The 17900-nt window shown below is 40.8% G+C and carries 16 protein-coding genes and 1 pseudogene; 6 read left to right on the top strand and 11 right to left on the bottom strand.

What is annotated here, in order from left to right; translation table 11 throughout:
* From ACFFAP_RS23990 to ACFFAP_RS23970, 5 genes are all read right to left on the bottom strand, one after another.
* Positions 1-2577: Hpt domain-containing protein (locus ACFFAP_RS23990; RefSeq protein ID WP_375513574.1), on the bottom strand; the 2577-nt coding region annotated here is incomplete at its 3' end.
* Positions 2578-2693: 116 nt separating this feature from the next.
* Positions 2694-5624, bottom strand: a complete 2931-nt coding sequence (locus ACFFAP_RS23985) for a methyl-accepting chemotaxis protein (protein WP_375513575.1) — start codon at positions 5622-5624, stop codon at positions 2694-2696.
* Between the two features lie 14 nt (positions 5625-5638).
* Positions 5639-6169: a chemotaxis protein CheW gene (locus ACFFAP_RS23980; protein WP_375513573.1), complete on the bottom strand. Its 531-nt coding sequence runs from the start codon at positions 6167-6169 to the stop codon at positions 5639-5641.
* A gap of 13 nt (positions 6170-6182) precedes the next feature.
* Positions 6183-6548: a response regulator transcription factor gene (locus ACFFAP_RS23975; RefSeq protein ID WP_069073698.1), complete on the bottom strand. Its 366-nt coding sequence runs from the start codon at positions 6546-6548 to the stop codon at positions 6183-6185.
* 445 nt (positions 6549-6993) lie between these two features.
* Complete coding sequence (locus ACFFAP_RS23970; RefSeq protein ID WP_375513572.1) at positions 6994-8172, bottom strand: response regulator; 1179 nt, start codon at positions 8170-8172, stop codon at positions 6994-6996.
* Positions 8173-8758: 586 nt separating this feature from the next.
* Here ACFFAP_RS23970 and hmpF point away from each other — a divergent pair.
* On the top strand, positions 8759-10519 hold the full coding sequence (gene hmpF / locus ACFFAP_RS23965; protein WP_375513571.1) for a pilus motility taxis protein HmpF: 1761 nt from the start codon (positions 8759-8761) through the stop codon (positions 10517-10519).
* A gap of 278 nt (positions 10520-10797) precedes the next feature.
* On the opposite strand, the gene ACFFAP_RS23960 is transcribed toward hmpF, so the two are convergent.
* Both ACFFAP_RS23960 and tilS read right to left on the bottom strand, forming a co-directional pair.
* A complete protein-coding gene (locus tag ACFFAP_RS23960; protein ID WP_375513570.1) occupies positions 10798-11355 on the bottom strand; it encodes an LGFP repeat-containing protein in 558 nt (185 codons plus the stop codon).
* 302 nt (positions 11356-11657) lie between these two features.
* Complete coding sequence (gene tilS / locus ACFFAP_RS23955; RefSeq protein WP_375513569.1) at positions 11658-12656, bottom strand: tRNA lysidine(34) synthetase TilS; 999 nt, start codon at positions 12654-12656, stop codon at positions 11658-11660.
* Positions 12657-12992: 336 nt separating this feature from the next.
* Between tilS and ACFFAP_RS23950 the strand changes: the two genes are divergently transcribed.
* The 4 genes and pseudogenes from ACFFAP_RS23950 to ACFFAP_RS23935 all read left to right on the top strand — a co-directional run bounded on the left by ACFFAP_RS23950 (position 12993) and on the right by ACFFAP_RS23935 (position 15330).
* The gene (locus ACFFAP_RS23950) at positions 12993-13130 is read left to right on the top strand and encodes a hypothetical protein (protein ID WP_375513568.1); all 138 of its coding nucleotides are present in this window, start codon (positions 12993-12995) and stop codon (positions 13128-13130) included.
* A gap of 94 nt (positions 13131-13224) precedes the next feature.
* Positions 13225-13413, top strand: a complete 189-nt coding sequence (locus tag ACFFAP_RS23945) for a hypothetical protein (RefSeq protein WP_375513567.1) — start codon at positions 13225-13227, stop codon at positions 13411-13413.
* Positions 13414-13486: 73 nt separating this feature from the next.
* Positions 13487-13723, top strand: a complete 237-nt coding sequence (locus ACFFAP_RS23940) for a pentapeptide repeat-containing protein (protein ID WP_375513566.1) — start codon at positions 13487-13489, stop codon at positions 13721-13723.
* Between the two features lie 365 nt (positions 13724-14088).
* A pseudogene (locus tag ACFFAP_RS23935) lies at positions 14089-15330 on the top strand (DNA cytosine methyltransferase).
* A 219-nt stretch (positions 15331-15549) separates the two neighbouring features.
* On the opposite strand, the gene ACFFAP_RS23930 reads toward ACFFAP_RS23935, so the two are convergent.
* The 4 genes from ACFFAP_RS23930 to ACFFAP_RS23915 all read right to left on the bottom strand — a co-directional run bounded on the left by ACFFAP_RS23930 (position 15550) and on the right by ACFFAP_RS23915 (position 16952).
* Positions 15550-15915 (bottom strand): clan AA aspartic protease, encoded by a 366-nt coding sequence (locus ACFFAP_RS23930; protein WP_375513565.1) that lies wholly within the window; start codon positions 15913-15915, stop codon positions 15550-15552.
* The gene (locus ACFFAP_RS23925; RefSeq protein ID WP_375513564.1) at positions 15912-16184 is read right to left on the bottom strand and encodes a hypothetical protein; all 273 of its coding nucleotides are present in this window, start codon (positions 16182-16184) and stop codon (positions 15912-15914) included. The genes ACFFAP_RS23930 and ACFFAP_RS23925 overlap by 4 nt, the downstream gene beginning before the upstream one ends.
* Before the next feature lie 212 nt (positions 16185-16396).
* On the bottom strand, positions 16397-16666 hold the full coding sequence (locus ACFFAP_RS23920; RefSeq protein WP_375513563.1) for a hypothetical protein: 270 nt from the start codon (positions 16664-16666) through the stop codon (positions 16397-16399).
* Positions 16614-16952: a DUF6972 family protein gene (locus ACFFAP_RS23915; RefSeq protein WP_375513562.1), complete on the bottom strand. Its 339-nt coding sequence runs from the start codon at positions 16950-16952 to the stop codon at positions 16614-16616. Before ACFFAP_RS23915 ends, ACFFAP_RS23920 begins: the two co-directional genes overlap by 53 nt.
* Before the next feature lie 623 nt (positions 16953-17575).
* Here ACFFAP_RS23915 and ACFFAP_RS23910 point away from each other — a divergent pair.
* On the top strand, positions 17576-17875 hold the full coding sequence (locus tag ACFFAP_RS23910) for a helix-turn-helix domain-containing protein (protein WP_375513561.1): 300 nt from the start codon (positions 17576-17578) through the stop codon (positions 17873-17875).
* Positions 17876-17900 lie beyond the last annotated feature (25 nt).

Genomic DNA, 17900 nt, shown 5'->3' with positions numbered 1-17900 from the left:
CAGTTGCGGATTTTCATCGAAAGGGTTGGATAAATCAAGTTCCAGATCAACAGCAGATATCTCTGGGGGCTGATTAGTAAATTCTGGAACAAAATCTAAAGCTTCTGGTTGTTGCGATCGCTTGATAATTTCTTCCCCTAGATGCTGCCCTAATAAAGGCGTTTCAGGCGCGGAAGGCTGTATGCGATCGCTGATTGCAGGGGAAATACTTGAGTTACTCGGTGCTAACTCATCAAAGAAATTATCTCCAGAATCTGATGATAATATCAAATCTAGCTGCTCTTGCTGCTGGAAATTGATATCAAAATCTTCTTCTATGTCAAAACTGGCTATAGGAGAAGGTATTGGCTGCTGACTGTCGGCAAAAATGTCATTAGTCGCAGCAAACAAACTCTCCTCTAACGCCCTTTCCACATTTTGCTCAATTAAGGAATCGAATTCGTCCTGTTCCTCTGTGGTTTCCTGGTTCCAGAAGTTGCTCAGATCATTTTCTGATTGAGAAAACTCAGGTGCTGTTGCTGGAGATGTATCAAATAAATCACCGAGTTCTGGTTCACTTGTAGCCAGTAGTGATTGTTCTTCCGTTTCAGCAAATAGACTCTCTACAGACAAGCCTGTTTCCTGGGGTAATTCTATGTAGTCATTAGGGGTAATTTCTTCTACCCAATTTGCATTTCTAGTTTCTAATAATAAGTTATCAAAACTGTTTTGTTGGTTGGTAGATAGTTCCACAGAGGCGTTCGCCTCTGTTTCTGGTTGAGTTACTTCGCCTGTAGGTAATAGTTCTGCATCATCATCTAGCGCCAGTGTTAATAAATCTTCAACAACATCGTTTTTGTTGACATCAGGAGGCAGGTTTGTATCACTATAAATATCAATAAATTCTTGTAAATCCTGGGAAGAAGAGTCTAAATTTATATCAAGTACGTTAATATCGCTTAACTCTAAAGTCGTAGCAGATGTTTGTTGATTTTGTGGTTCTGAATTTTCTTTTTCTAGGAAATTTTCGCCAAATAACAGGGATAAATCTTCTGTCGTGGCTGTGGTTGTTGGGTGCTGGTCGTTACTTGTGTCTTCATCAAAGGAGAGGAAATCGGATAAATCGCTATTAGCATCCTCAGCGTCAGTGCTGCTGAAATCAATCCCAAAATCATCGGTGGCAACAATATCTAAGGTTTCTTCTTGATGCCAGCTTTCATCTAGTTCGGGAGTATCACCGTCAAATAAATCGGCAAGGGTATTTAACTCAGCTATTCCTACCTCTGGCCCATTGGGGTCAAGATTGCTACTGATTGGATGTACTTCCTCATGTGTGGTGAAACTAAGATTAGTGTGAGTAGCAGCGTTTAGTGGTGTCCCTTGTTGAACAGATGGGCGATCGCCCTTGACGTTGGCGTAGCCAGACGCTCGCGGACTCGTTGGCGCAGCCTCTCCAAGAGTTGAGGCTGCGCTATCGCTAGTATCCTCGTCTAGATTAAGTTCTTCAGTTGTCTGGGCTAGGTTAGTTATGACTAACGGCTCGGTGTTACCAGATAAAATAGGCTCTGGCGCAGTTGATGATTTTGTCAAAGCCGCAGACTGTTCGTCAAGCAAATCTGTGGTAACTTCTAATAACTCAATTTCTGCAAAGTTCAAAAGCGCTTCTAGTTGCTGACTAATTGCAATTTCGGCTTCCCTACCTTGCAGGACTAATTCTTGAGCTTGCTTAATTTCGGTAATGACAATTTTAGCTAACGTCAGATAACTATTTTCCGGATTACCGATCGCACTTGCTGCTGCTTGACACAAACCACACCACTTGGACAAGTTCCAAGTTAACCCAAGTCTGACTAACTCGTAACAGCATTCCTGAAGGTTTTGTCGAGTTGAGGGTGTTGTTGTTTGCTTAAACAGTTGCAACATTTCCCGCAGTCTTTGCAGTACTTGGGCTTGAAATTCGCCCCAATTATTATTTTCTTTGGCGGTGAGAGGCGATCGCGCAGCGTTGTCTCGCACCTCTTGGGGCGCTACCGACAAAGATATTTCTGGAGATTCCTGATGAGTGCCTTCTGCCAAACTGGGAATATCTTGCCGTAGAAAAAGTTCTGTAAGTGTGGAGACATTCTCTACAGAGGTTGTTTGTTGTTCTGTTGCACTAGCTACTCCATTTTTTCCTTGTTCTACAAGTAGTTCCAGATGCTGATACAGCCAATGAAAGACTGGCTCAGTTTCTGACATCAAAGTATTAGCTGCATCTTCGGAAAGACCATAAGGCCCGCTCAAATGCTCTAACAGCGATTTCAGGGTATCAGATACACCGAGAAATAAAGACTCTAACTTTTGGTCAATCTGAACCGGATTATCTTTAAGAACTTTGAAACAATCTTCCAGACGGTGGGAGGTATGCTGGATGCTAGTTAATCCAAGCATCGCCGCTCCTCCTTTGATGGAGTGAGCCGCCCGGAAGACTTCACTGATCATTTCCGGGTCGTTGAGAGTACCCTCTAAATTCAGCAAGCCCTGCTCAATGGTATTCAGGTGATCCCTGGCTTCTTCGATAAAGTAACCCAAAATCCGCTGTTGTTGTTCCGGCAGCATAGCAAAAGTTATGAGTTATGAGTTATGAGTTATGAATTATGAATTATGAGTTATGAGTTATGAGATGTGAGTTGTGATTTTTATTTCTAACTTCTCACTCCTAACTCCTAACTTTTTTACCTGGTTTCCATAGTTTCCACTCGGAAACGTTCAACGGAGGCGATCAAGTCACGGGATACACCTACTAAGTGTTGTAGGGCACCTGAAACTCGCTGTGCTTCCTGGGAAGTTTCTTGCGCGGTGAGTTCTACTGATTGCATTACATGAGCGACGGCGCGGGAAGTTTCAGTTTGTTCTACAGTGTCGCTGGTAATAGAGCGCACAAGAATATCGATGCGATTCGCCACTTGAATAATGTTTTCGAGCGATCGCTTGGCTTCTTCAGCCAATTTTGTACCTTTAATTACTTGTTGTGTGCCTTCTTCCATCGCGGTCATTACAGAGCCTGTTTCGCTTTGGATTTGCATGACAATTTGTTCAATTTCCTTCAGGGATTTAGCAGATTTGTCTGCTAACTGGCGCACTTCGTCTGCTACGATCGCAAACCCGCGTCCAGCTTCTCCCGCCCTTGCCGCCTCAATACTAGCATTGAGTGCCAGTAAGTTTGTTCTCGAAGCAATCTGAGAAATCAACGCCACAATTTTAGAAATTTCTTGGGAAGATTCCGCTAACCGCTTCACTTTTCGAGTGGTTTCGGCCACGGTTTCTCGAATTTCCAAAATCCCCGCCACAGTATTTTCTACTGCTTCTCCACCTTTGAGAGCGATCGTACTAGCATCACGAGCAACCGTTTCGGCTTCCCGCGCCGCCTCTGCTACCCGTTGAATCGAGTCAGTCATTACCTGTACAGAATTTAGCGTCACCGCCAACTCTTCCGCTTGGCGCAAAGCATCACTAGATAAGGCTCTCGCAAAGGTTTCAGAGTTAGTTGCACCTTTTGTCACATCCTTCGCCGCCACTTTTACCTGTTGTACAATATCCCGCAGGTTTTGAATTGTCAGGTTAAAAGCGTCAGCTACCGCTCCCAATACGTCGGCTGTGACTTCCGCTTGGACTGTTAAATCGCCTCTAGCAGCTCCTTCCACATCATCCAAGAGGCGAATCACCTGGCGTTGCAGGTTTTCTTTGGCTTCCTCTTGTTCATCGGCTTTCCGTTGGGCTTCACTTGTGGTTGTGAAAATTACCCGCGCCATTTCATTAAAGCCAGTAGCTAAATGGCCCAATTCATCTTCGGAAAACACTGTGGCTTGAGCATTCAAATTTCCTTGACGTACAGCTTCAAACTGAGCTTGGAGATCATCAGTTGTGCGCCGAATTTGTTTGAGTGCCAGATTCCCCATGACGCCTGCCGTGGTAAAACCTGCAATCCCAGCTGCAAGTGACATTGCCCAACCTGTGTTCCGCACTGATTCTCGTTGTTGGGCTGGCGAAAATGTGGTAGCGACAAAGCTAACTGTGGCTACAACCAGCGCTGAGACAATGCCCACACTTCCAGCAATTAACCATTGTTTCCTTTCTATGGAGGCATTTTCTAATGGTGCTAACCATCCTTGCTCGACACTGACGTTAGGTTCTAGTTTCGAGACATCTGTTTGGCTAAAGACTGGAACTCCTTCATGGGAACCAGTCATTGTGAATAGTTCCTCTTCGCGATCGCTAGGTGCATTACTTAAAAAAGTCTCCGCACTTTGAGCGCGTCCACTGCCACTGGTTTCTAATGGAGCAGAATGTATTGCTTCACCGAAGTTAGAATCTCCTTCGAGCAGGTCAAACCCTGGAATGTTACCTAAATCATCAAATTCCTCAAAATCATCTAAAAATTCTATATTGCTCTTAGAATTTTCTCCATTCAGTATATTGTTTGAGTCTTCATAAGAGCTTAATCCCTCTGAGCCAAAGGCAGACTCAAATGCTTCAATATCAAAATTATCATCGTCGTCAAAGCTATTTGCACCGATGCTTTCGCCTGATTTCAAATGCTTTTCTTTTACAGGAATATTGTTGCTAAAAGATGAAGTATCATCAGATAAATCCGGAGCAAAAGCTTCTTCTCTTGCAATTTTTTTTGACTTCAACCAATCGGTTACTTCGGTTTCAGGCAAATCATATTGACTCTTTTTATTTGCTGACGAACTATTTTTCAGTTCTTCTTCAACAATAATTAAAGTTTCGTCTCCTAAACTAGAGTCTGTATATTCTAAGTTCCCAAAATTAGGCTCTGAAGAATTTGGCTCACTCAACAAATCAGGGAAATTATTCTCGTTATTCCCAGTTTTGGAATTAAAATATGAAGAGTTATTATTGTCAATAGCTGAATTCCCGTAATCAGAATTTATCCCATTCTCTGAAAAATGACTATTTACTAATGATTCTTCGTAGCTCTCTTCTGATACATCTTCCTGCCAGAAAGCAGGCAACTCTAATTCTGTTTTCTCCTGCCACCCGATGCTATTAGACTCTTGTTTTTGTAATTCTTCATTGAAGGCAAAAGGATCGTCACCAAAAGTTATAGAAGAATCTGATATTTTTTCCGTTCCAATACTATCTTCTGTTGGTATATCAAATGGACTTTCTGAAGATAGTTCTTCACCGTCATTTACAGTTTCTTGATGCTCTCCAAAAAAGTCCAAATCAAGGTTATTGCTGTCAAACTCCTCACTAGCGTCCAAATTTTCTAATTCTTGTTCGTTATATGCCAGTGCATCAGACATCTCTGGGGAATTGATTTGCTCTTGACTATCTGATGTATTAATCTCACCACCAAATGACTGTAAATATTGATTGATATTCTCAATTCCATTATTGGCAAAACCAATAATTTCTTGATCGTCAGTCAAGCCTAATACCTGTTGATATTCTTCTTTTGCTACATCGTACTGTTGCAAAACATAGTAGATGTGACCCCGTAATAAATGGGAGTTGGGGTCATTTGGTAAATTTTGCACCACTTGGTCAACTAAAGTGGCGGCAACCTCATAATTCCTTTGAACATAGGCGGTCATCGCCTGTTGATATGTTGGCTCGTAACTATCAATACTTGCTGCCATTTCCTCCTCCAATTTCATCCTGCCCACCTAGCACTCCGTAAAATTGCCATTTGATCGAGCAGTCGCAGACACTGATTGTTTTTAGCATCTAATAACCACTCTCCACGTAAAAAGGGAGCCATAGTATCTGGAACACTAATTGGTGGCATGAGATTCTGGACATCCAACCAGTCCATGCCACCAATTTCCTCTACTGCTAAACCCACTATTGTGTCTTGCTCTTCAATGGCAATCACCGGAATTTCAGCTCTATCCGTGTTTAATGCACTTGCTTCCCCAAGAAATTGACCCAAATCAGCTACCCAAATAACTCGACCTCGTAAATTTAGAGTACCCAAAAGTAAAGGAGAAGCATTAGGAATCGGGGTGATTCTATCAGGACTTAGTTCAATTACCTCCCGAATGCCAGTTGCTTGTAGTGCAAACTCCTGATGCGAGGGAATGTAAAATCTCAAATGTAACTCACCTTCAGGACTTTCTACTTGTAATTCTGGTCGGAAATGGTCTTGACCACTGCCACTTAAAAAGTCCGGTTTGCTGACCATATTGCTTTTGTCCTTATCCTCGCAGCAGTTGTTTGACTGTTCCCACCAACTCGGTTGGTTGAAATGGTTTGGCTATGTAAGCGTCTGCACCCTGTTTCATGCCCCAATAGCGATCAAATTCTTCGCCTTTGGAAGAACACATAACCACAGGGACATTTTGGGTTTTTGGATCGGATTTTAAGCGCCGACAAACTTCGTAGCCGTTCATTCGGGGCATGACAATATCCAATACCACTAAATCGGGAGGTGCTATTTGAATTGCCTCTAATGCTTCTAATCCGTCACTGGCATGGGTTACTGTTAGGCCAGTTGCTTTCAGGAGGTCTGTAATCATCTCCCTTTGCGCGATACTGTCTTCCACAATCAGAACTGTACTCATAAATGTCTATTTACCCCCTGATGTAGACGTTCCTATTTGGAACATTCTTTGATTACCCTGCAAGTATTAACTGTATAAATTAATTGTATGTTCTCACTATTTTCCTGGATATTAACGTTTCACTAAGTTAGCTGACTCTGTGATAACATCTTTTAACTGATCTTTTAGGAGATCAACAAATCTTCGATCTCTTTATATGCTCCATACTCCCTCAATTTGCTCTCTTCGTAGTGTAAAGCCTTTAGCATAGCAACTCTTAGAGAATCACTCGCGAACGCTTAGAGCGAATCATTGAGCGTCTTTTAGATTTTAGATTGTTCAATCCAAAATCCAAAATCCAGAATCTAAAATTATTCTGCCCAATTCCCACTTGCCCTGAGCGACTTGTGCCGACTTGTGCCGAGTGAAACCGAGGTAAGCCGAAGGGATGCCCAATACCCAATTTTCATTGGTTGTTGATATATTTCTCTACGAGCATAAGTAACTCAGTGTCTGTAAATGGTTTTGTTAAATAATCTGTTGCCCCGACCATACTAGCTTTGACTCGATCAATAAATCCATCTTTACCAGTAAGCATGATAATTGGTGTGAGCCGAAATGCTGTTGAATGTCGCAGCATGGCGCAAACCTCGTACCCCTCCAATTCCGACATGGCAATGTCGCATAAAATTAAATCCGGTTTAAGTTGAAAAACCAGACTCAGTGCCTCTAAAGGATTGGTAAGAGCGATCGCTTCATAACCTTGTGCTTGTAAGATCGAATTTATAGTCTCACCGATGGCGATCGCATCGTCAATACATACTATCCGCCCCCTGTGTTTTCCCTTCAATTCCCCGTTATCAGTGTAGGCATCTATTTTAGTAGTATCTGAATATACTAGCTGTAGCCAACTCTGTTGTACATAAGGATATATGGCCTTAGCGACTGTCAAAATGTCTCGGTTGAGATAGCGAGCCAGTTGACGCAAGGATGTTTTACCATCAGCCCAATGTTGTAACTTACTTACGGTTGCTTCTGGTAGCGAGGATTGTAGCTGAACTTTGTCAGATAACATTGGCAATTGTTCTGGAGAGTGAATATGTGGATACAGCTGCTTCCACTCTTGCACCTGCTTTGTAATTTTTGTAACAAATGGAGCAATCTCGAAAGTGTTTAATTGCGGGGCAAGTGCCGCACCCTGATGGAAAATGAAGTTCCCTTGGTGTAAACTCAGCAGGTCAAAGAGAGTTTCATGTACCAAGCCGTGAATGATACTACCAGCTATCTTGGGGTTGACAATATTCCGCTCCAAGAGTGCCCACAGATAGGCATACTCTGGCGCGTCGGTTGATGGTAAGGAGGCAATTTGTTTGTCGCTAAGTCGCATCTCGACTCGATAATGACGTAAATAATCGTTAATTCTGGATAAACTACTCTCACCTTCTTGGCAATAGATAATTTGACCATTGCGGAAAAAGACGAACCAAGACTGTTGTTTGAGAGGATCAATGCTTGCTCCCTCTCCACCCAGTTTGTTGTTATGGTGAGAGCTAGTAGCTCTCACCCATAGTTGCCCAGTTCGTTGTCCTAACTCAATCAATTGCAGGATACTGCAAATATCAATTTCATTTAAATTTCCCTGCATTTAGCTAAAAAGCGCTCCTTAAGTATTGCTAAATTGTGAATCACCAAAGAAAGGCAGTGTTTCGACTACGCTCAACAACCGGGCAGTTCAAGAGAGAGGAAGAAAATATATTTTTTGCTCTCTACCACTTTCTTTTAAAGCAAGTAAATTTATTTATGTTCGCGTAGCGTGTAGTAAGCAATAAATACTGCGTCCTGATTGAAACCCCCAAATTTCTTTATGGGGTTTGCCTCCTGCCTCCTGCCTGCTCATGACTTCTTCTTTAAGTATTAATTATGGGGTACTGAAAATATTTATACTCTGTTTTTTATTGTTATTAGGGAATGCATTAAACCATAAACCTTAATCTTTCGTAATATATTTCGATAAAGCTAGTGTTAACACGGAAGTCATCATCACTGTCATCAGTACAAAATATAAAGGCGCGATCAACTCGCGTTTATAAATATCAAGACGTAATATCTCGCGTCTATAGTTTTGTCTGTCTTGTTCTCCTAAACTTCGGTTCAGTCAGACAAGTTAACATAATTATTTAAGGTATATTCCAAAACATAAACTTTAAGTGCATCAATAAAGGACTAACGGTGTGCTGTATTTAGCAGAAGTACAAAAACAGAAAGGTGGTTTACTCAGTGGCGGTGGCAAAACTGAGCTGAAGCTACTGGCTTGTCAGCGAACTGACCAGAATTGGAGTACTGTGTCGGAAGAAGTGATTGCAGCCGAGGACGCTAGCAAATTAAATGATGGTGCTTTGGTACTGGTTGAACTGAATCCAAATCGTCAAGTACAACGGATTCAAGAAGCAGGGCGGCCACTAGTCAACATTTTGCAGAATTTTTCCCGCCAATTGGAGAAATTTAAGCTCAAGGAAGATGAAATTGATCAGTGGAAGCAATCGTTGACGTTTCAGGCGCAAGAGTTGAATCGCCGTGAAATGGACATGGAAGTGCGCTCTGAACAGTTGCAAAATATGGAGGATGAGTTGCAACAACTGGAGCAGCAAAAACAGGAAGTTGACACATCCCGCCAGGAAATTGAACGGTTACAAACAGAAGTTGAGCGCAACCGCCTAGAATTGGAAGGCGCTTGGGAGCATTTGCGGGGTGAGCAGCGCCGCTTGGAGGAGCATCAAGCGGATTTCCAACAGGGGACGGTTTTAGATGAGGAGCAAAGTCGGGTAATGAGTGAGTTACTTGATCGCTTGTCTAGTCGTGTTGCTCCCACGGAAACAGTCAGAGAACACCTGCATCTGGCCTTTGAATTGGTCGAAAAGCAGCAAGCGACTCTTACCCCACACTGGCAAAAACTCCAGGAGCAAAAAACTGCGATCGCACAACAGCAAGAAGAAGTTGAGCGTTTGTCACAAACCTTGAGCGATCGCCAAAATGCATTGCAACAAGCACAAAATTCTCTAGTCCAGCAAACAGCCCAATTGCAGATAAACACAGCAGACCTGAACAGCAAGCAAGAGTATGCTCGGATAATCAAAGAGCAGTTACGAAACGCCGAAGAGTTATATCAACAGATTCACTCTTTGTCCGCAACGTCTGGTGGTGTAGTTCTCGGCCAGCAAGCTGATGTAGAAGCTTTAGAGAAAATGCCTTTAGAAGAACTGCAAAAGATAGTCCAAGATTTACAGTATAAGTTAGAAATAGACGCTAGCTTTGTTCACGATCAAGAACAAGAATTGAAATATAAAGAAGAAGCTATAGAAGAACTCCAAACTAAATTAAATCATGCATCTGACCATGACCATATCAATTTGGAACTGGAACTAACAGATGAAAAAGACCTGTATCAGATGCTAAACTCCAGTTTGGTAGGACAACGCCGCAATATGTTACAGCATCAAAAGTTTCTCAAGCAACACCAAGCTGTATTGCTGCGGCGACAAGGACATACTGTTGTTGATGAAGAAGAGGGTAATAAAGTTAATTTAGAACCGATTCTGTTACAAATTGAAACCCAGCGACAACAATATTCACAGGAAGTCCAAAAGCTAGAACGTGAAATTGATCAGATTCGTTCTGGTATTGAGCTAAATCAGGGAATGATTGACAATCAAACTCACAATTTGGATGAAAAGCGCCAAGAACTGAAAGCGATCGAGGAAAACTTGCTATCTCTACGAAGAACAACTGCTGAATGCTGTGGTCGAGTGAATCTTTATCAAGAAGCACTACAACCAATTCAGGATTCTCTGGATGGATTACGGCAGAAGTTGCAAGGAATTGGAGAATCTTTGGATCAATTCCAGGAAACTGGTGATTATCAAGTCCAAGCGATCGCTCAGTTGCGTCATACTCTCCAAAGTTTAATGCCTCAGCCACAATTACTAGCGTCTTAATAAGTTAGAAGGTAGAAGTTAGGAGTTAGGAGTTAGGAGTTAGGAGTTATAGCGGTTCGCAGGTGCATGGAGTACATCATATCAAAACCTCACCCCTAAACCCTCTCCTTACTAACTATCCATAAGTCAATACGGTTCAGTTAAGGCTAAAACTCTGTTATACAAGTCAATTTTTTAATGAACTGCCAAGGCGCAGAGGACGTAGAGAGAAGAAAGAAATGCTTAACTGAACCGTATTGATCCATAAGTCATAATTTTCAATTACGCAGTTTATTAGATTAGTTGTAAACAGCAACAACCTCGCGCGTAAATGAATTCCAGTAAAGTGCGCCTCTTTGAAAATAACTAACTCGCTGCCCCGCAGAACCAACAGGTTGTTCGTCGGAAATTGGATAACCTAAGACGCTTCTTTCACGCCCCATACTTACCCATTTTGTCCGGATATCGCCATACACGGCATAAGCACCAATGCTCGGATGCCAATAGATTGATGCATTATTCTCAAAATCATTGAATCGTCCTCCATTATCAGCAGGAAGCTCATCGGTAATGGGATAGCCCAAGCCATTTTCCCGCCCAAGTTGGTTCCACTTTACACCAATGTATCCGTAGACAGCGTGTGCGCCCAAGTTGGGAAGCCAATAAATATAACCATTTTGGAACTCATTGTACCGTCCTCCTCTGGCAGCAGGCAGTTCATCGGTTGTAGGAGAACCAACTGGGCTTGAATAACCACCTAAGCTTACCCATTTATCAAAAATAGCTCCGTAGATTGCTACTGCGTAGACCGGCTGGTTCAGCACTAACGGCATCGTTACAACTGAAATCGGAATCACTGACAGGGCTGCAAGTGTCGATAATCCAAAACCGAGTTTTTTAACTTTCATAAAATTTCCTTTGTATTTATGAGCGTGATAGCAAACCGATAGCTAAGATTATGTTATTTTATGTATTTGATGTCTATACATAAAAAATCAGTGTTTTAACTGATGTACTATTTCCCGCAACTATACTTGTATCAAAATTATACCTATCAACACTTTCGGTCTTGTTTTAAATATTTTGTCTTTTTATTAAGAAAGTTTTTAACTTAAATCTCAACACCTAAAACCGAAAACTCCAAACTCTTAACTCCTAACTATTTCAAACAGATCCAGTCGCCTTCTACTTGAGCGATCGCACCACCAGGAAATGGATCGGTTTGCAATCGGTTGGGCGCTATAATTAAAGCCGTTAATTTTTCGATGTGTTCAAAACTGGGGGCATCAGTCAGTATTTGCTGCAATACCTGACGCATCACCCGACGTTGCAACGCCAATGGTGCTTTCTGCAATACCCGACGATTTAACCTCAAGGGAAGAAGAGTAAGGGAATCTTCCTCATCTCCAATGCCCCTTTCCATAGCCTTTTCTCGCAACTGCTGGGCGGCTTTTTCGAGATATTCCACTTCTGCTTGGAGAAGTTCTGCTGTTTGCGCTAAGGCTGATTCTACTTGGGGATTGAAATTTTCCCGCAAATATGGTATTAATTCTTGGCGAATGCGGTTGCGGGCATATTGCAAATCTTGATTGGTGGAATCTTCCCAAATTGGTAATTTAAACTCTTGACAAAATTGCTCTGTTTGTAACCGAGTAATTTCTAAAAGTGGACGCACTAGCATAATGCCTGTAGTTAGGGGGCGTTGCCAAGTTAGGGCTTGTAAGCCATCAGCACCAGTACCGCGAATTAAATTGTAGAGGAGAGTTTCGGCCCGATCGCTTGCGGTGTGTCCTGTAACTATATATTGATAATTATTTGCTTTGGCGATCGTACTTAAAGCTTGATAGCGCCAATCGCGTGCAGCAGCTTCACTATTTATAGGTTTGTTCGCTGTTTCTAAATAAAAGGATATACCCCAAGTTTTAGCTAAGTTTTCAACGTGGTTAGCATTATCTTCGGAGTCAGAACGCCAGCGATGATCGCAGTGAGCGATACCTAAATGCCATGCCCATTTGGATTGTAAATCTGAAAGTAATTTTATTAAACACAGAGAATCTTGTCCGCCGGAGACAGCGACTAATAGACGCTGGTTGCGCTCAAATAAGTGGCGCGATCGCATTGTGCGATGTATTGTTGCATGTAAGGGAGTCCATACCATTTTGGTTTTTTACCGCAGACGGACACAGATAATTTTCTATTGTATCGGCGTGCATCTGCTTGCATCAGAACGAATGGCTAATATGCTGTGACTATACCTACATAACAGGATTTTGAGGAGATCCAGACTGAAGGGAAAAACCGCATCATCTGACAAATAGTAACATTAAGAAGAAAATAACTTGACTTAGAGCGCACTTTAAGAGCTACCTTGGTTTTTATGATGGCACATCTACCTTGGGAAGTGCTGCATGATGGTGAGGATTTTTTGGTCAAGCGGGTTAATCCAGTGGTGTTACCTCTGCGCTGAATTGAAAAAGAAACGGAAGGTTTTTCTGTGGAAGCACGACAATTACGAGTATTGTTTATGACACCCGACCCGGAAGATGTGGAACCAAAGTTAGAGTTTGAACAGGAAGAAGCGAGAATTCTGGCAGATATAGCAAGGGACTGGGAACTGGGGACTCAATACTAGGTGAAAAGTCTTTTTGTGTCTAAGTTCTATCATCTGTTGATGTCCTAATCACCAAGGCTGTTGCTATACGCGAGATTTTGCTGTAGATTTGCGGGTGGAAGGAAGCAGTTGCGTTAACGAGTTGGGTAAGGTGTGGAGTCGCTATTTTTATGACTTTGATGTGTTTTACCTCACAGGACACGCCTCAATTAAAGATGAAGCACCTTACAGGCCTTACTTTATCACTGAGACGGAAATTGGCGATCGCCACAAACTGGAGTTTAGACTAAGCACCAAGAAATGACCCAGGAGTACTGAGTTCATAAAACAGAACCTTATCTGCTGATTTCACAGCATCAAACTTTACTAAAGTTAATTTGCGATCGCCTGGGCTATCTGGTACATTTATTCACGCAAATTTTCGTGGATGTAATTTCCAGAAAGCAATTTTACGTAACTTTAACTCAGAGGGAGCTGATTTTTCAGATGCTGACTTACGAGGTTTACAATTACTGCTTTTTTCATGTCATTGCCTAAACCCCAGATATTTTCATACAAAAAACGGTAGAGCAATAAATACTCTACCGTTTTATAATTTTCTATTTGAGATTTAATCCCAAGCTCTAAATTTTACTCAACGCCTTAGAATTAAAATTACAGATGCTATTTTTGCCATCGGTTTATCAAGGATTTGCCAAAATTTGCAGTAGTTAATAGGATTCTCGCAGATGACTTTTCAATTTCAACCGCATTATGAAGCGCCATAGCTCACCAATCCAAAGCACTGTAGATGTTCTAACAATTACACTTATCCAGTCTGCGAAAGGCGATCGCATCTTTATTAGTGCATCTTAACTCTCAATAAAATGCTTCAACTTTTACCAAAGGTTTATATCTAAGGTCATTTGACGATTAATTACGCTCATGATTAAGGGTTAAGTTAGAAGGTAAACGCTATGAGTAACCACATTAAGAGTCTATGGTAACAGCACAACCTATCACTATTGATTTGTTTGCTGGGGCTGGCGGCTTTGGTCTAGGTTTCGAGATGGCAGGTTTCTCTGTTCCTTTATCCGTTGAGATTGATGCCTGAGCTTGCGATACGCTGCGCCATAACCGCCCTGATATGACAGTTATTCAACAGGATATCCGTGATTTAAACACTGGAAGTAGCGTTAAGGATATCTGTCACTTCAAGCCGGATATTGTTATTGGTGGGCCTCCATGTCAAGGTTTTAGTATTGCCGGCCCAGCACAAAAAGATCCTAAAGACCCTAGAAATAGTCTATTCATTAACTTTGCTGAGTGGATATGTTTTCTCGAACCTAAAGCTTTTGTAATGGAAAATGTTAAAGGTTTACTTTCGCGCAAAAATCTTGAAGGCAAAAAAGTAACAGATATAATTAAAGAAACTTTTGAGAATCTAGGATATTTTGTAGAAGTATGGTCATTAAATGCTGCTGAATATGGTGTGCCACAAATTAGAGAGCGTATTTTTATTGTTGGAAATAAAACAGGAAAAAAATTAGGTATTCCTCCAAAAACACATTCCTTAGATTTATTGCATATCAATACTCCTCAATTATCAATATTTGCCTGCATGGGTTTACTTCCTGCCATATGTTTATGGGATGCTATATCAGATTTACCACCACTGAATACACGTGAGGGTGAAGAGGAACAACCTTACATTTTAGAACCTCTCAATAACTATCAAAGCTGGATCAGGAATGGCAGTCAAACACTTTACAATCATGTTGCAATGGATCATTCCCAGAGGCTTGTAGAACGCTTCAAACATATTAAATGGGGTGAATCAAGTTCAGACGCACCAAAAGAACATGGGGCTAGACGGCGTAGTGGAAATGGTGAGTTATCTGAGATAAGTTATGACCAGAATAACCGACGTTTAAATCCATATAAACCATCACATACAATAGCCGCTTCGTTTTACGCCAATTTTCTTCATCCTTTCCAGCATCGCAATTTGACAGCCCGTGAAGGGGCACGTATTCAATCTTTTCCTGACACTTATCGTTTTTTAGGGAAGAAGACTGTTGTATCTCACAAGTTATTACATCGAGAAGAGAGATTCAACGAGAAGTTTCTTTGCCAGTACAATCAGGTAGGTAATGCTGTACCACCTATTCTTGCTAAAGCGATCGCACTTCATCTTCAAGAGAAATTACAGCTATGCCCAAAAGCGATAGAAACCCTTTAGTTCACGGCTCTAATCTTGAACAAAAGGAGAATCACCGCACAAAATACAGAAATGTTGAGAGTAAAAAATATCTCAGTGAGATTAGAACTGAGTATGATAAGTGGGGTTCAGCTAATCTCCAATTAGTTGGGTCTACATCAACACCTACTGATGAAGATAACGCAATTATTGCTACTAAGTAGAAATTTTATCAAAATATAAGGACTTTTTAGAAAGCAATTACAATTCATCAATTGTTACTAAACCGCCCTGGGTAAACTGTATGACAAGTTCATGCTCATCAATTAAAGCAGTTCCTAATAGAGGTAGCCGTCCTGTAGCAAGTACATTCACCTCCCGTTCTTCTCCATTCCAAATAATGTTAGCTTGATGTACTGGCAAGATGACATTACTATTGTCAGCTAAATTTGCATACATATCATACACAAAAGGAAAACCCAATAGAGTAACTGCTGCTGGGGGTAAGGAAAGAAACTCTGTAAAACCTGTATCGATAACAAATTCAATAGTCAAGTCTGGTTGATTGGGCAGTCTAAATATGATATTAACGGTTGCGCGTCCGTTCTTGACAATACCAGAAATCACCGATAATCGCGCTCCATCTCACCACTGAAGGAAGCAGCAACTTTGTAACCAATACGAATACCGAAAAGTCGAGCAAATGGGTGTTTATTACGTAAATATTGTGCCGATTCTATGCCTATTTTATCAACTGCGTATTCACCTGTTTCTATATCAATAATCACCATTTTACCGATGTTTTCTTCTCGTTCCACTTGTTGACGAATGCTATTTTCGTATAGTTCTTTTGCACGTCGTCCAACTTCTTCGCGGCTTAAAAGTATGGCTTGCACGCTCTTGCTCCTTAATTCTTGATTTGTATTAATTCTATATCTAATACATAATTATCTGCGATGATCGCCCGTTCCACATACAGCTAAATGTTACTACTCTAGTTTTTTAACGCTCAATGCAGCTATGCTGTATCGGCGCTTGTAACACTTGCGTAAATCACAAGACTTACGCAAGTATTCTCAATCATCTTCTCTAAAAACTCTCTATAAACTCAGACTAATTCCGCCGCTAAAAACCTACCTTCAATTGGTTCATACTCATCTTCTAGTAACCATAACTTGGCTGCATTATAGTCATTACTAGAAAATACAATTTTGTAACCCTGCGCCGGATCATAAACTTGACAGTTATCTTCACTGTCGCAAAGCAATAAAAGAATATATGGAGGGGATAACATCGCATCTATCCATACTTCTGTAAATTCCCAGTTATTCTTCACTCGGTCTTGTGCGGGGGATGACGTGGTATTGGTCGTCTGCATTAATTTTTATCTCCCCATAGTAAAGTAGAATACGGCTACCATCTGGACTGATTCTATAACCTATTGGTTCATTAAAAAACATCCCATAACGGTCATATCCTCGAATCATTCCGGTGAACTGCCCATTTTCTATTATGGCTTGAGTAACTCTATTCATTGTATGTTCATCGTTAAATACATGAGCGGCAAGTCCTCGTTTGAGAAGCTTTTGACTTTGAGGTGTACCTGCTATGTGCTTGGAAACTTGTCTAACGTCAAGGGTAATTTGACGATTAATTCCACTCATGATTAAAGGTTAAGTTTTTTGTATTTCCAGGATTTACGCTGAAAATAGCTAAATTTCACAACTACAATGAAAATAAAAATTTATATAAGTTGATCAAACGCACGAAACCCAACACTATCGATGGGATTTGTTGGTTTTCTTTATTGTTCAGCCAAGCTTACCACTAATTTAGTCATTTTCACCTAATACTTTGAGACCATTTATCTGTAACATTACCTAAAGTAAGTCTGAATCAGTTGTAAGCAATAATTCTTGATATTTTCCCATTTTAAAGGCACTTCAGTTCTGTATCTTGAATCAGTCGATTGATTTAAGATACAGAACTGCTGAAAAGTATGTGATAAAACTGATATACAGGCTGATGTGACAGCTTAGTAACTACAAAATGGTCGAGTATGCAATTATATAAAGAGTAATTTCGTTAGCGATTGCTACTTTTGTTATTCCCTTTACTAACTATACCCATACTTAAATAACTCCTACCAATACTAATTATTAAAATTATTAGACCACTAAAGATAAATCAATAATTTGTTAGTTTTACCGTCCTTAAATTAAACATAACAACTATTGAATTGTACTATAATTATTATTTAATAGAGAAGTTATAAAATAAAAAAAATATGTCAATTAAAGTTGAAAAAATTGATTTTGAGCAGGTTGGTCAAATTCTATCATCTGAGGAAAGCCACTTTTTAGACTTGAAATCAATAGACATAAAGCCAGCGAAACTAACTCGCTCTATATCTGCATTTGCAAATGCTAGTGGTGGTGAAGTTTATATTGGAATTGATGAAACTAAAATTGATGGCAAAAATCAACGTATTTGGCGTGGTTTTGCTGATCAAGAAGATGCAAATGCTCATTTGCAAGTTTTTCAGGAACTATTCCCACTAGGGTGTCGGTCAAGTAATCACAATTGACAAAAAAGAGATAATGTGAAGTGGA

The sequence above is a fragment of the uncultured Nostoc sp. genome (assembly GCF_964245575.1).
GTDB lineage: Bacteria > Cyanobacteriota > Cyanobacteriia > Cyanobacteriales > Nostocaceae > Nostoc.
The sequence above is the reverse complement of the archived record's forward strand: the minus strand, read 5'-3'. Positions and strand labels throughout refer to the sequence as shown.

Excerpts from the sequence above, each read along its gene's own strand:
- ACFFAP_RS23920 (WP_375513563.1), bottom strand. The coding sequence starts at position 16,666 with ATGCAGACGACCAATACCACGTCATCCCCCGCACAAGACCGAGTGAAG.
- tilS (WP_375513569.1), bottom strand. The coding sequence starts at position 12,656 with ATGGTATGGACTCCCTTACATGCAACAATACATCGCACAATGCGATCG.
- ACFFAP_RS23910 (WP_375513561.1), top strand. The coding sequence starts at position 17,576 with ATGTCAATTAAAGTTGAAAAAATTGATTTTGAGCAGGTTGGTCAAATT.
- ACFFAP_RS23915 (WP_375513562.1), bottom strand. The coding sequence starts at position 16,952 with ATGAGTGGAATTAATCGTCAAATTACCCTTGACGTTAGACAAGTTTCC.
- ACFFAP_RS23985 (WP_375513575.1), bottom strand. The coding sequence starts at position 5,624 with ATGGCAGCAAGTATTGATAGTTACGAGCCAACATATCAACAGGCGATG.
- ACFFAP_RS23970 (WP_375513572.1), bottom strand. The coding sequence starts at position 8,172 with ATGCAGGGAAATTTAAATGAAATTGATATTTGCAGTATCCTGCAATTG.
- ACFFAP_RS23975 (WP_069073698.1), bottom strand. The coding sequence starts at position 6,548 with ATGAGTACAGTTCTGATTGTGGAAGACAGTATCGCGCAAAGGGAGATG.
- ACFFAP_RS23980 (WP_375513573.1), bottom strand. The coding sequence starts at position 6,169 with ATGGTCAGCAAACCGGACTTTTTAAGTGGCAGTGGTCAAGACCATTTC.